Genomic DNA, 14,052 nt, shown 5'->3' with positions numbered 1-14,052 from the left:
AGATATTACTATATCTTGAATTAGATAAATATAATTACGTATATATTGTTATTGTCAAAATTTAATTCTACATTTTTTTAATAATATTATTTTAGGAGGAAAAAATGATAAACAATATTAAAAATAAATTTAAAGATTACAAACCATATATAAACGGTTATGAAAATATGAAAAGAGCATCTGTATTAATTCCAATAGTAGAAATAAATAACATACATCATATATTATTTGAAGTTCGCTCAAAAAATTTAAAGCATCAACCCAATGAAATTTCTTTTCCAGGTGGAAAAATAGAGTCTAACGAAACTCCTTATGAAGCCGTTATTAGAGAAACATGTGAGGAACTTGGAACTTTTAATGACAATATAGAAGTTATAGCAAGTCTTGACTTACTTATAACTCCTGTAAAATTTATAATACATCCCTACTTAGGATATATAAAAAACATCAATAATTTAAATATAAATAAAGATGAAGTTGACCATACTTTTTTGGTACCTATAAAATATCTTTTAGAAAATCCTCCAAATACCTATAATAATACAGTCAAAGTTTTTCCTGATGAAAATCTTCCATATGGTTCAATTCCAAATCAAAAAGATTATAAATTTGAAAGTGGAAGTTACCCTGTTCTATTTTATAAATATAAAGATTATGTAATTTGGGGAATAACAGCAAAAATATTAGAAAATTTTTTAAACTTCTTATCAGAATAATACTTGTAATCAAATATTCAAATTTTTATATAAGAAGTTTTTAAAATTTTCTAACTTTAAAATGTTATAATTCTAAAAAAGATAGTAAATTATGTTTTATAATATTTTTTATGCTTGATTATTGTTCAATTATTGTTACACAATTTTTAATACAATTTCAAGCTAAGCACTATGTATTAACACCACATTATAAATAAATTATAATATGATAATATATCTAATAAGATTAATCTATGAAATAAATGATTTTAATGTATGTTTATGGTAAAATATTAATAATTAAGTAAACTGATAAATCAGAGTATCTGGAGGTGCTTATAATGTTTGCAGTAGGATTCACAGTTATAATTGCAATTGCCTCTTTCATTTTAAGTATATTGTTATTTAATGGAAAAGCAAGTATGCTATTAGCAGGTTATAATACTATGAGTGATAAAGAAAAAGCTCGATATGATGTAAAAAAACTATGTAGAAGTTCTAGCATTGTTACTTTTATCGTATCTATAATGTTATTTATCATGTCATTTTTGGGATATAGAATAGAGAGTGGACAAATGGATGAAAAAAAAATGCTTCCGTTTGCTGTAATATTTATAATAGTTATACTTGCTAGCGTGTTTTTCAATATCTATTACTCTAACAAGAAATGTAAAAAATAAAAATTAGTAAGTTAAGCAGTTAATTATGAAAGATTGACTGCTTTTTTATGTCTATTAGATATTTTAGTATACAATAAATACTAAATATAGTTAAGTAAGCTTTGATAAAATAGAATAAAAAATAGATGTACAATTAATCTACATCCTATATCAAATTTATTTTTATTTATAATAGAAACTGAAATTATCATAATATATATGATATGTTCTTAAAATTAAAAAATTTAATATATTTTGTTTTATAGTACATCTATTTCAATCAGTTTACATAATTTTATTATTTTATACAGTGTTAATCATTTATTAGTACCCCATTCAATGAAAATGTTCTAGGTTCAGTAATTTTAACCATAACTAATTTTCCAATTAAATCATCACTTCCACCTTCAAAATTTACAAGTTTATTTTGTCTAGTTCTACCAGCAAGTTTATTTTTATTATTTTTGCTTCTTCCTTCGACCAAAACTTCAACTACTCTATTTTTATATTCATTATTTATCTCTGCTGAGATTCTATTTACTGCTTCTAATACTCTATTAAATCTTTCATGTTTTATTTCTTCTGGTATTTGATTTTCCATTTTAGCAGCAGGAGTTCCCTGTCTTTTAGAATAAATAAATGTAAATGCTGAATCATATCTAACTTTTTCAACCACATCTAGAGTATCTTCTAAATCTTCTTCTGTTTCTCCTGGAAAACCTATCATTAAGTCCGTTGAAAAAGCAATATCTGGCACTTCTTTTTTAGCTTTCTCTATTATGTCTAGATAATATTCCTTTGTATAATGTCTATTCATTTTTTTCAGAAGACTACTACTTCCACATTGTATTGGTAAATGTAAAAATTCACACACCTTATCACAATCTCTAATTGCATATATCACCTCATCAGATATATCTTTAGGATGAGATGTCATAAATCTAACTCTTTCAATTCCTTCTATATCATTAACTTTTCTTAAAAGTTCTGAGAATGCAACTGGATTTTCAAGTGTTTTGCCATACGAATCTACATTTTGTCCAAGCAAAGTTATTTCTTTTGTTCCATTTGAAACAAGCTCTTTTATCTCATTAATTATATCTTCAGGTGTTCTACTTCTTTCTCTTCCTCTTGTATATGGAACTATACAATATGTACAGAAATTATTGCATCCATACATTATATTTACAAATGCTTTTAATTCAAATTTTCTATTACTTCTAAGGCCTTCTATTACTTCTCCATCTACATCCCATACATCTACTAACATTTTATCAGAATTTATTGATTCTGTAAGTAATTGTGGAAATTTATATAGATTATGTGTTCCAAATACAAGGTCTACATGTTTGTATTTTTTTCTTAGTTCTTCTACAACATGTGGTTGTTGCATCATACATCCACACACAGCTATTTTCATGTTTGGATTTTTTCCTTTTAGATGCTTTAACTGACCTAAATTTCCATACACCTTTAGTTCTGCATTTTCTCTTACTGCACATGTATTATATATTATTAGGTCACTTTCTTCAACTATCATTGACATTTGGTATCCCATTTCTTCTAACATTGAACAAAGTTTTTCTGAATCATGTTCATTCATTTGGCATCCAAAGGTTTGAGTAAACACGAGTTTTCTCTTTCCAGTTCTGTTGAAGTACTCTTCATTTTGTCTGTGTATTTGTTCTATATATTTATCTTGTTCTTGTATTTTCTCTATAGGTATTGTTACTTGTTTTCTTTTGCTCACTTCTATTCCTCCTAGTTAATTTCTTATATTACACATAACCTTAATTATATCAAATAAGAAAAATCTTTTAAAGGTATTATTAAAGTTTTAACTATAATAAAAGACAGCCAAATCGCTGTCCTTTATTATATTATACTTTTATATAAAAATAGATTTTAAATCAATCCATTTACAATTCTACAAAATATATTTCTATTGATATCTAATAATTTACTAAGTTTATACTATACAAGTACATTAAATTAATCTTATTTAAGAAAATAAAATAATCATAATATCTTTATAAAATAAACTTTTTATTATATCAAGTATATCTCAAATTAAATATTATAAGCCATATATCTAATCAAATTTTAACTTTGGTAACTAACCCTTCTTATTGATAAATTAACAATTTTGAATAAAAATATTCCTGCAACTAAATTTATTAAAACAGCTGGTAATACTACTGTTAAGAATAATGCTGTAAAAGAAGCTCCTGGAAGACCAACTATAGCTTGAGCAGCTAACAAAAATATTGTTCCACTTACAAGTGTTCCTATTGGCATTATAATTGCAACTACTATAGTATCCTGTGTTTTTTTAGATAAGTTTTTTATAAAAGGCATTTTATAGCTAACATATATTAATAAAAATACTATATTGGCTGTAAGAGTTTTATCTATTATATTAGGAACTTGACCTCCTGGGAAGCTTGATGTAAGTGCTGTAAATATACCTGTCACTATTCCTGCTATTAAGCAAGTTTTATAGTCATCTCTATTTAAAACTAATATCACAAACAGCATTGCTAGTGGTACATCTGGTTTCATTGGTAATCCTATAGCAGGTGTAATTTGATGTATTAATAATCCCATTGCTAAAAGTATTGCATTTAAAGTTAGTTTTTTTGTATTTGTTTTCATTTTTGTATTTCCTCCTAATTTTTTTAATTTTCAATTTATTTTTTTGCCAGTTTTCTAAATCATCATCTTTAGCTTTAGAAATTCATAACATCTATTTCACCACCTTCTACATATCGAATTTTTCGTAAAATAAAAAACTCCGTCCTAAATTAATAGGACGGAGATTATCCGCGTTGCCACCTAAATTATATAAAAACTTAATATAAAACTCAATTTTTATATATCTCATTATCAGGTACTTACATACCCTATTCGCTATAACGTACGACTAACGATAAAGTCTACTCTCAAAAATATGATTTCGATTTACTCCTCTAAGGCCCATTCATCAAATTTTTTCTTACCAAGATTCCACCATCCTTGGCTCTCTATATTGAACCTAAATTTAACTACTCTTCCTTGTCATAGGATTTAATTTATTATATATTGTTTTGCCATTGAAATAATCATATTACTTTTTCTAAAAAATGTCAATATATTTTTATAGCTTTTTAAATATACTTCTTTTAAAACTATTTTTTTAAAATAATACTAATAAAAATCAATACTAATTTCTTTCTTAAAATTTTATACCTAATTCAAACTTTTTAAATTTTATTTTCAATAATTTAATTTATTTTCTTATTATTTATCTAGCTATTTTATGTAATTTTTGAATTAGTCTTAATAAGGCTTTAATAATTCTATTTTTATATTCTAATAAAATCTTTTCTTATTTCTTTTAATTAATATTACTATTACTATAGCTATAATGATAAATATCACTATTACTAACAATATCAACTTTGATATTATACTGTGTTTTTTTATACTTCTGTTACTATGTCTATTTATAATTCCATTTCTATACCTTTTATTACTTGTACTTCGTTTTTTTAGTTTTATTTTACTTTTATTTGACCTACTACCTCTATGTCTTTTTCTAGATTTAATAGTCTTAAACTTAGCATTAGTAGATGTATAGTTCGTTTGTGTTGAGTAAACAGATGTACTAAAATCGTTAATAATTTCAGCTTCTACTTGTAGCGGATTTACAATACTGATTACTAGCAAAAAACATATAATTATCCTAATCAATTTTTTCTTTTTTTTCATTTACTTTCCCCTCATAAAAAATTTATATCTATTTTATTATAATATATACTCACTCAAAAACTACAAATTTTTTCAAATTTCTAATTTTTTTATATTAGATATTTTTTATAATATCAGAAGAATATTAAAATTTGACTATATTTTTTCGTCCTTATTCTTAATCTAACTGGAACAATAGGAATTACACAAATAGAATTAAGCAATGCATTCCTTTTTTATATTTATCAATCAACAGTGGAATGTTCAACAATACTATAATGTCATTAACTTTAAATTAAAAACTAAAATTTTACAATTTAGATATCTCTTCAACAATCTCTTTGACAGATTTATTAGAAACATTAATTTTCGTTGTTGCTAATATTTCATACATGGGTAAATAGTTAACACTTCTTTCTATTACATCAGTAAAACGCAAACCTTCCTCTACATCGGTCTTCAACCTTTTTCTCAATACAGTTTCATCACAAATTAAGGAAATATTTATTACTCTACAATCAGATATATCTAGGCAAGATATAATAGTATCAATAATACTTTGTTCATGCATTACCCAACAAAAAATAATATTTTCAAAAGTACTACACTTTATAAAGTTATTCAACAATGAACAAATATTTGAAAGAACCATTTTTTTCGTTTCAACAGTAATTTGAAATGGATGCATATCCCAACACCAATCACCATCAAGAAAAACACTATTTTTCAAGATTAATTTTAGAGATTGGCATACTGTTGTTTTGCCTACTCCCATTGTCCCACCAATAATATAAATATTTTTCATTCATTTTTCCTTTCAAAGTTCAATTTATTTGTTAGTCATATTTTATCACATCAACATATAAAAATCATACTTTAACATCTATCATATTATTCATACCATATACAATTGCTTTGTTATCTTTAGGTCTCTTATATTCCTTCCTAAATGGATTAAGTAGAAAATTAAACTTATAAATCAGTTTTTATTACTTAAATTTTTGAAATAATTAATTTAAACTTTATACATTTATTAATTTGTAACATAATCTATATTCATACTTTCTTTCATTAAAATTCCATGATACAATAATACTGCTAGATAATAGTAGTAGTTTAATATAAAACTAATATATATATAATTATGTAATAATAAATATTACAAAGGAGAGTGAATTATAATGTTATCAAAACCAGCAACAATGCTTTTAGGTCTAATAAATGAAAAGCCTCTTAATGCCTATGAAATTATAAAAGTGCTAGAATACATGAATGTAAAGTACTGGTTTAATATCGCAGACTCAACCGTATATACTACAATTAAGACTTTAGAAAAAAGAGGATTGATTTTAGGTACTGTTAAAAAGGATGGTAATATGCCAGACAAAACGGTTTACACAATCACAGAAAAAGGAAGTATAGAATTTCACGATACTTTGAGAAGTTCTATTTTAAAATTCGATTATGACACTAATATTTTTTCTATTACAGCATTCTTTATTGAATGCCTAGGAAAAGAAGAAAGAAAGAAGCTTTTAGAAAAACGATTAGAAGTTTTAAATCAATATCTAACAGGGATTAATCAAAAAGATGATGATTGGGAAAAAGAAGTTAGTGAATTTCATGTTGCTAATGTAAAACGTATGATAGATATAGTATTAGCAGAAATTTCTGGAACAAAAAAATTATTAACTGTTTGTAAGGGTTAAGCAAAAACTGTAGATAATGGCTTTCCACATATAATTCATAGTTTACTGTTTTGTATTTATTTTATTTACTCTTCTTTCATAGATATAGAAAGGGCACCTCATATGAAGTGCCTATCTATATTATATTCATTTTTAGTTATTACCTTTAACTATTGTATAAAACTTTTTTCTCAATATATTTTCATATACCCTTATGAATGACATCTTGCATTTATTAGGATTCTTTTTTATAAAGTTTATTATATATGATTATGTCAAAGTCGAATATTCTTCTACATACTGACTATATACATATCCAGAATATCTTTTCCCATTTTTGTGAATATTGATTCTTGTCCATTTTCCAACACTATAACAGACTTCAACTTTAAAACCATCAGGAATTGTAGTTATTATTTTTGAATCTGTTGTTCTGTCATTTCTTAATTCTAGATTTAAACCATTAGTTTTTATATTTCCTATGTAATTTCTTTTTCTGTTTTCTAGAATATTATTACTTTTAGCATTGCTCAATTTCTCTAAATATTTATATAGTAACCAACCTTTGTCATAATTACTTTCAACTTCTGCCCATTTTCCATCTACACAATTTAACTTAACCATTTTTCCTTCTGGTATGCTTTTTAATTTCATACTGTTTATATCTGGTTTCTCTCTTAAATTCAATTTAATCTTAGTCTTAAAATTGATGTTAGATTCATCAAAGTTTTTTAACATTAATTCAGATATCATTTAAAATCCTCCTCTTGCCAAATTTTAAGTTATTAAAAATACCTAACTCTTAAAAATTAAATTTAACAAAAAGAATTATTATCTTTTTGGCAACTGGCTGACATGACCTTTATTATATAAAGATTTTAGTCCCTATAGCTTTGCGTCATTAGATTTATCTAATATTGCCTATATCTGAATAATAACACAAATTAAATATTTACAAAATAATATTCCCTCAAATTTTATATTAATTAAATATAAATTCAATTTTTAATTAATAATAAATAAAAAATATCTTTATATTACTAAATAAAGTATTATTCTCTATGAATCATCTATAAAATAGTAATTTACCTAACATATAATTTTTTATAACAAACTTTTTTCTATATTAAGAATATGAAGATATAAAGACAAATTCATAATTTCTTATATCTTTAATACAGGAACTTTTATAAATATATATTAACAAAAAAGTTTGTGTGTATTCATACAGGTTCTTATACCTTATATCTCTTTTTTGATTATTGAACACTATTTAGGTATCATAATTTTTTAAAGCTTACTTGACAAAAAAGGTATATCACTGTATCATTAATATAAACCGACGGTCAGTCTACAGAATAGATATAAGTATAAAATCTACATATATTTGTATGATTATGAAAGTACATAAATACTAACTAATAAAAATTTTAATGAAAATAGTGGTAACTATTGTTATCTCTTATCAATATATAACATTAATAAAAAAATCACTTATGATACACTTTCTTGAGTTTTTTTATATTCAACTCAGTTCACTTACTTTAGTTATTTACATTGCTATACTTATGCTATTTTTAATTTTTTAAAATTTTTAAGAAACGAGGATGAAATATGTTAAAAAGAATATTACAAAAAGATTTAGCAAGAAATAAAGTAGTAACAGCCACATTATTCATATTTATTTTCCTGACAGCTATGTTGGTATCTAGTGCTACAAATATCATTATAGAACTTACTAGTTCTATGTCTTCCTTGTTTAGACAATCTCATGCACCTCACTATGTTCAAATGTATTCTGGAGAATTAAACCAAAAATTAATCAATGAATTTACATCTTCAACTCCGTCTGTAAAAGAACAACAAACGGTTGAACTTCTAAATATCAATGGAAGAAATATTTTTCTAGGAAATGAGAAAAAAAGCCAATCTGACAGTGTTTTAGAAAATAGTTTTGTGAGGCAAAATAGTAAGTTCGATTTTTTGTTAGACATGAATAATGCTATATTAAAAGTAGAAAATGGAGAAATAGGGGTTCCTGTCTATTACATGAAACAAAATAATTTAAATATTGGAGATAAGATACAAATAGCCAATGGTGATTTCTTCATGGAATTTACAATAAAAGACTTTGTGCGTGATGTACAAATGAACCCTTCCCTTGTTACTTCAAAGCGTTTCTTAATCAGTAATGATGATTGGAATACTTTACATGCTAACTTAGGTGAAAGTGAGTACCTTATTGAATTTCTATTAAATGATATAAATAAAATTAGTGAATTTGAAACGTTATATCAATCAACTAATCTTCCACAAACAGGAACATCAATAACTTATTCTCTTTATCAAGTACTAAATGCATTATCTGATGGAATTTTAGTTGCAATTATTATATTAATTAGTATTCTACTTATTATAATTTCTACTTTATGCTTACGATTTACACTAATTACAACTATTGAAGAAGATTATCGTGAAATTGGTGTTATGAAAGCAATTGGTATCCAAAGTGTTAATATCCGAAAGTTGTATCTTGCAAAATATCTATTGATTGCATCTTTAGCAAGTTTTTTTGGTTATATAACCTCATTATTTATTGGAACTTTTTTTACAGAGAATATCAATCTTTATATGGGTACAGTAGAAAAAAATACTTTTAGTGTCTTTATCCCATTAATTGGTGCAGTTATTGTATTTATAGCAGTTATATTCTTTTGTAATCTAATACTCAAAAGATTTAATAAAATATCAGCAGTAAAAGCATTAAAAACAGGTACTTCAATGACCACTAAACAAAACAGATATAATATAAAACTGTACAAAAGCAAAATAACAAATGTTAATCTCTTTTTAGGATTAAATGAAGTAACTGGAAGATTTACCATTTATAGCTTACTCTGCTTTGTTTATGCTGTCTGCACCTTCCTCATGATTATACCACTTAATTTTCTAAATACTATTCAGTCTCCAGAATTTATTACTTATATGGGAGCTGGTCAAAGCGATATTCGCATTGATTTGCAACAGACAAATGAAACTCAAAACCATCTTAATTCTATATTGAAGGTGATTGAAAGTGATGATGATGTTGAAAAATATGCTTCCTTTATAACGAGTTCTTATAAGGTAGTGAACCAGGATGGAGCGATAGAAAACATGAAAATAGAAAATGGAGATTTTTCAACTTTTCCACTTGAATATGTAAATGGTTCTGCACCAACAAATGAAAATGAGATTGCTCTATCTGTTATAAATGCTGATGAACTAGGGAAAAGTGTTGGAGATAATTTATCCATTTTTTCAGAAGAAGATAATGAACTAATTCTCACTGTTAGTGGCATTTATCAAGATGTTACATATGGTGGTAAGACTGCAAAAGCGATGCTACCTTACAAAAAAGATACAATTTTATGGTATATCATAAATTTAAATATGAAACCTGGAGTTAATTTAACAGATAAATTAGATCAGTATAGAATGGATTGTTATCCTGCAAAAGTTACAAATATGGATGATTATGTAAGTCAGACATTAGGCTCTGTTATTAACCAACTAAGACTTGTTATAAAGTTAGCTATTATTCTATCTGTTTCGATTTCTGGATTTATTACAGCAATGTTTTTCAAAATGCTGATTGCTAAAGATACATCACAAATTGCAATTATGCTTAGTTTAGGATTTTCTACTAAAAATATACGAACTCAATATACTGCAAGAGCATTATTAGTGCTTACAATTGGAATTATTTTAGGAATTATTGCATCAAATACAATTGGTCAGAAAATAGCAGGGCTACTTCTTTCTGGTATATCCAATTTACAATTTATAACAAATCCACTAATTGTATATATAGTTTGTCCAATAACTTTAATTATAACTGTATCTGTTACTATTACAGCAATTAGTATGACAATCAAAAAAATAAAAATTATGTCTATCATAGAATAAGAGGTATATTATGAATAATATTATAGAAGCTAGAAAAATTAGTAAAGAATATGTCATCAGCAAAGAGAATATACATCAAGTTTTAAAAGGAATTGATTTAACCATTCAACATGGAGAGTTTGTATCTGTTATGGGAGCTTCTGGCTCAGGAAAAACAACTCTACTTTATAACTTAAGTGGTATGGATAAACTCACATCTGGAAATATTACATTCTGCGGAGAAATGATTTCTAGTATGTCTGAGGAAGAATTATCGAAGATACGATTAGAAAAAATGGGATTTATCTTTCAACAAAGCAATTTACTAAAAAATTTAAATATTTTTGATAATATAGTCCTTTCCGCCTATTTGAGAAAGGAAGAAAGCCGCCAAATAATTAATGAACGAGCAAAAACACTTATGGAGAAAACAAATATTTCAGAAATCAAAGATAAAGATATTACTCAGGTTTCTGGTGGTCAACTTCAAAGAGCAGCTATATGTCGTGCATTAATTAATACTCCAGAAATCTTATTTGGAGATGAACCAACAGGTGCACTTAATTCTAAAGTAACAAATGAAGTGATGGACATTCTTTTAGATATCAACAACTCTGGTACAACCATTATGCTTGTAACTCATGATGCCAAAGTTGCAGCAAAAACAGAACGAGTAGTATTTATGTCTGATGGTGTAATCATTGGAGAAATTATATTAGGAAAGTTTAATGAATATAATAACAATTTAAAGGAAAGAGAAAATAAACTTACAAACTGGTTATTAGAATTAGGTTTCTAGAAATATTAGTATAAATAAAACAGATATTACTAGTACTATAAAATCAAAATAGTTACAAGTAAAGAAATGAGGAAATCTATAAAGTAATATAAGTACAACTTCTTAAAGCATTAATTATTTATAAGAAATTTTTCATATATCTAAATTAAGATATACAACATTTTATTAAACTATCTACTTCACATATATATTAAAGCTGATGACTTATCTAATGTTTGATGATAAAATAAAATTAATAAATATTTAATTATAGAGGATTATATTATGAACATTATTAAAAGAGTACCATTAATATTAATAGTATTAATTGCAATATTACTAACAGGATGTTCTCCAAGAGAAAGTGCTAGTGAAGTAGCAAAAAAGTACAGTGATAGAGTAAATTCTGGAGATTATGAAACAGCATATGATTTACTAAGCAAAGACACCAAGAAAAAAGTTAGCCTTGAAAGGTTTAAAGAGTATCAGGATGTATTAATAGAAACTAAAAAAGTAATCGGCTATAAATTAGGAAAAGAAGAAAATATAGAAAAGAAGAAATATGATAGAAAAGAATATAAGAATCTTATTAAACTAGAAGAAACTTATGATATAAAAGATATGTTTTCTAGAAAAAGGAAAGCTTTAAAAGTTGATAGATATTTTGTAGTTGAAAACAATCGATATAAGTTATTATGGCATGAAAATTTTAAAAGTAACCTTAGTTCTAGATACCTTGATTTTGTATATCTAAAACTAGAAAATTTTTCAGAAGAATCTTTTAAGGAAATTGCTATATTGCTAAAAAAAGCAACTGATGCTGATTCTAGCAATTCAGATCTTTACTATATAGAGGCATCTAACTATATGTATTTAGATGACTATGATAATGCTCTACTCCCAATTAATAACTGCTTAAAATATTTAGATAAAAAAAGTTCTGACTACAAAAAGAAAGCAAGTGATGCATACAATTTAAAGGGAGTTATATTAATGTGTAATAAAAAATATGATGAGGCAAAAAAATTTTTAAATAAGTCATTAGATATTAATCAAAATAATGCTGATGCAAAATATAACTTAGATACAATAAAAAATGATTTAGAGTAAGTATTTAATTTATACAAAATAAATTCATTTTTATTTATTATGTATTTAATAATATTCCCTATTGAATCAAAATATTTATAAGTCAATTACAAACTTAAATTATAAAAAAGAACTTATTACTATATGAAAGTTAATATATGAGCAATAAGTTCTTTATATTTGTACGTAAAACATTAATCAATTAAATTTAAAATACATAACAAGATAATACTAAAAATATATAATTATGTTAGATAATAAAATCTAAAGCAATATGTATTTATAAATATTTATAATTTTAAAATTTGTATATGACAGTAGTTAAATATTACATAATAAATCCAAATAAATATATAGATATCACACCTGTAACAATAGAAATTCCAATAGATTTAAATTTATATGCAACAAGAAGCACAATTAGAAAAGATATAATTTTAGGATTTACTACAGACAAATATAAATTATCTCCATTAAAAAATACATCTTTCGCTGTTAAAGAAGTAAGTATTGCTACAGGTATAAATTTCATTATTTTTTTCAAAGACTCAGGCATATCCTTTTTCGAAAAAATTAACATTGGAAGAACTCTTGGAAGGTATGTAACAATGTACATTCCTATTATAATAAAAAATATATAATTACTATTATTCATAAGATTCCTCCTTTTTAGAATGTACCTCTTCTGCAAAGAACCCAATTAAAGAGGCTAAAATTGATGCAACTATAATTACTAAATTACTCTTAAACAATACATATAAAATAATTGAAATAATAATTGACGATATAAATACTAAAACATAAATCTTGTTTTTTATTTGAGAAACTATTAATGCTATAAACATAGAGGTCAGTATAAATCCAGAAATAGAACTATCTATAGATATTGTTTCTCCTAAAAATGAGCCAATAAAGTTAGCTAAGACTGATGAAACTAGGCAAAAAAAATTGAGATAGATTGCATTTTTATCAGTCCAATTTCCAGTAGTAAATTTTTCATAATTAACTGCAAAAGTTTCATCAGTTATGGTATGGCAAAATGGCAATATAAACTTTGGACTTTTATTTTTTATATACATATTTAAATTGGAACTCATTAAAAAATGTCTCAAATTAACAATAAATGTGGTTAATACAATAGACGTTACACTTGCACCAGCTGAAATCATTGAAGCTGCAATAAATTGAGAACTTCCTCCAAATACCAAAGTTACCATTAATGCTATTTGGAAAGGTGAAAGACCAGATTTCTGCAATAGTATTCCTCCTACTATTCCTATTGGTATATAGCCCAAAAATATGGGTATAGAAGCAATAAAACTTTCTCTTAGTTGCTGAGTTCTTTCCATGATAAATCACTCCTTTTAACCTTTAATACACTGAGTATTATTAAAATATAAAATAGATTAATCATATAATTGCAATTATACTTAAACATAGATTTGAATTAACTATATAAGCTTTACTATATAAATAAAAATAAATTA

The 14,052-nt window shown here is 25.0% G+C and carries 13 protein-coding genes, 1 riboswitch and 1 other annotated feature; of the genes, 6 read left to right on the top strand and 7 right to left on the bottom strand.

Annotated features, from left to right (window positions below; translation table 11 throughout):
• Window positions 1-104 precede the first annotated feature (104 nt).
• Window positions 105-716 (top strand): NUDIX hydrolase, encoded by a 612-nt coding sequence (locus IC174_RS08110; RefSeq protein WP_227435123.1) that lies wholly within the window; start codon window positions 105-107, stop codon window positions 714-716.
• Window positions 717-1,036: 320 nt separating this feature from the next.
• Complete coding sequence (locus IC174_RS08105; RefSeq protein WP_227435122.1) at window positions 1,037-1,375, top strand: DUF3784 domain-containing protein; 339 nt, start codon at window positions 1,037-1,039, stop codon at window positions 1,373-1,375.
• Window positions 1,376-1,667: 292 nt separating this feature from the next.
• Here the strand turns inward: IC174_RS08105 and miaB are convergent, their stop codons facing one another.
• From miaB to IC174_RS08085, 4 genes are all read right to left on the bottom strand, one after another.
• Complete coding sequence (gene miaB, locus IC174_RS08100) at window positions 1,668-3,104, bottom strand: tRNA (N6-isopentenyl adenosine(37)-C2)-methylthiotransferase MiaB (protein WP_227482627.1); 1,437 nt, start codon at window positions 3,102-3,104, stop codon at window positions 1,668-1,670.
• A gap of 353 nt (window positions 3,105-3,457) precedes the next feature.
• Complete coding sequence (locus IC174_RS08095; RefSeq protein WP_227435120.1) at window positions 3,458-4,009, bottom strand: tryptophan transporter; 552 nt, start codon at window positions 4,007-4,009, stop codon at window positions 3,458-3,460.
• A 150-nt stretch (window positions 4,010-4,159) separates the two neighbouring features.
• Window positions 4,160-4,424: a binding site (T-box leader), on the bottom strand.
• 281 nt (window positions 4,425-4,705) lie between these two features.
• Window positions 4,706-5,104, bottom strand: coding sequence for a hypothetical protein (locus tag IC174_RS08090; RefSeq protein WP_227482626.1), 399 nt, complete (start codon window positions 5,102-5,104; stop codon window positions 4,706-4,708).
• A gap of 289 nt (window positions 5,105-5,393) precedes the next feature.
• Window positions 5,394-5,888 carry an AAA family ATPase gene (locus tag IC174_RS08085; RefSeq protein WP_227482625.1) on the bottom strand — a complete coding sequence of 165 codons (495 nt, stop codon included), beginning with the start codon at window positions 5,886-5,888 and terminating at the stop codon, window positions 5,394-5,396.
• Window positions 5,889-6,264: 376 nt separating this feature from the next.
• Here IC174_RS08085 and IC174_RS08080 point away from each other — a divergent pair, with 376 nt between their 5' ends.
• A complete protein-coding gene (locus tag IC174_RS08080; protein WP_227482624.1) occupies window positions 6,265-6,792 on the top strand; it encodes a PadR family transcriptional regulator in 528 nt (175 codons plus the stop codon).
• A gap of 249 nt (window positions 6,793-7,041) precedes the next feature.
• Here the strand turns inward: IC174_RS08080 and IC174_RS08075 are convergent, their stop codons facing one another.
• Window positions 7,042-7,524 (bottom strand): SH3 domain-containing protein, encoded by a 483-nt coding sequence (locus IC174_RS08075; protein WP_227482623.1) that lies wholly within the window; start codon window positions 7,522-7,524, stop codon window positions 7,042-7,044.
• A gap of 85 nt (window positions 7,525-7,609) precedes the next feature.
• A riboswitch (cyclic di-GMP riboswitch) is annotated at window positions 7,610-7,703 on the bottom strand.
• Between the two features lie 682 nt (window positions 7,704-8,385).
• Here IC174_RS08075 and IC174_RS08070 point away from each other — a divergent pair.
• The 3 genes from IC174_RS08070 to IC174_RS08060 all read left to right on the top strand — a co-directional run bounded on the left by IC174_RS08070 (window position 8,386) and on the right by IC174_RS08060 (window position 12,586).
• A complete protein-coding gene (locus tag IC174_RS08070; RefSeq protein ID WP_227482622.1) occupies window positions 8,386-10,719 on the top strand; it encodes an FtsX-like permease family protein in 2,334 nt (777 codons plus the stop codon).
• Between the two features lie 10 nt (window positions 10,720-10,729).
• Entirely contained in the window at window positions 10,730-11,497 is a 768-nt protein-coding gene (locus IC174_RS08065; RefSeq protein WP_227482621.1) for an ABC transporter ATP-binding protein, read from the top strand.
• 264 nt (window positions 11,498-11,761) lie between these two features.
• Window positions 11,762-12,586, top strand: a complete 825-nt coding sequence (locus IC174_RS08060; protein ID WP_227435113.1) for a tetratricopeptide repeat protein — start codon at window positions 11,762-11,764, stop codon at window positions 12,584-12,586.
• A gap of 307 nt (window positions 12,587-12,893) precedes the next feature.
• On the opposite strand, the gene IC174_RS08055 is transcribed toward IC174_RS08060, so the two are convergent.
• Together IC174_RS08055 and IC174_RS08050 are read right to left on the bottom strand one after the other, a co-directional pair.
• Window positions 12,894-13,220, bottom strand: a complete 327-nt coding sequence (locus tag IC174_RS08055) for an AzlD domain-containing protein (protein WP_227435111.1) — start codon at window positions 13,218-13,220, stop codon at window positions 12,894-12,896.
• Entirely contained in the window at window positions 13,213-13,914 is a 702-nt protein-coding gene (locus IC174_RS08050) for an AzlC family ABC transporter permease (protein WP_227482620.1), read from the bottom strand. The genes IC174_RS08055 and IC174_RS08050 overlap by 8 nt, the downstream gene beginning before the upstream one ends.
• Window positions 13,915-14,052: the final 138 nt, after the last annotated feature.

Source organism: Clostridioides sp. ES-S-0001-03 (genome assembly GCF_020676075.1).
Lineage (GTDB): Bacteria > Bacillota > Clostridia > Peptostreptococcales > Peptostreptococcaceae > Clostridioides.
Note: the sequence above shows the minus strand (reverse complement) of the source record. Positions and strands in the feature narration are given on the sequence as shown.

Coding starts and splice junctions, on each gene's coding strand:
- IC174_RS08060 (WP_227435113.1), top strand. CDS start 11,762: ATGAACATTATTAAAAGAGTACCATTAATATTAATAGTATTAATTGCA.
- IC174_RS08090 (WP_227482626.1), bottom strand. CDS start 5,104: ATGAAAAAAAAGAAAAAATTGATTAGGATAATTATATGTTTTTTGCTA.
- IC174_RS08050 (WP_227482620.1), bottom strand. CDS start 13,914: ATGGAAAGAACTCAGCAACTAAGAGAAAGTTTTATTGCTTCTATACCC.
- IC174_RS08070 (WP_227482622.1), top strand. CDS start 8,386: ATGTTAAAAAGAATATTACAAAAAGATTTAGCAAGAAATAAAGTAGTA.
- IC174_RS08075 (WP_227482623.1), bottom strand. CDS start 7,524: ATGATATCTGAATTAATGTTAAAAAACTTTGATGAATCTAACATCAAT.
- IC174_RS08085 (WP_227482625.1), bottom strand. CDS start 5,888: ATGAAAAATATTTATATTATTGGTGGGACAATGGGAGTAGGCAAAACA.
- IC174_RS08065 (WP_227482621.1), top strand. CDS start 10,730: ATGAATAATATTATAGAAGCTAGAAAAATTAGTAAAGAATATGTCATC.
- IC174_RS08105 (WP_227435122.1), top strand. CDS start 1,037: ATGTTTGCAGTAGGATTCACAGTTATAATTGCAATTGCCTCTTTCATT.
- IC174_RS08110 (WP_227435123.1), top strand. CDS start 105: ATGATAAACAATATTAAAAATAAATTTAAAGATTACAAACCATATATA.
- IC174_RS08080 (WP_227482624.1), top strand. CDS start 6,265: ATGTTATCAAAACCAGCAACAATGCTTTTAGGTCTAATAAATGAAAAG.
- IC174_RS08055 (WP_227435111.1), bottom strand. CDS start 13,220: ATGAATAATAGTAATTATATATTTTTTATTATAATAGGAATGTACATT.
- IC174_RS08095 (WP_227435120.1), bottom strand. CDS start 4,009: ATGAAAACAAATACAAAAAAACTAACTTTAAATGCAATACTTTTAGCA.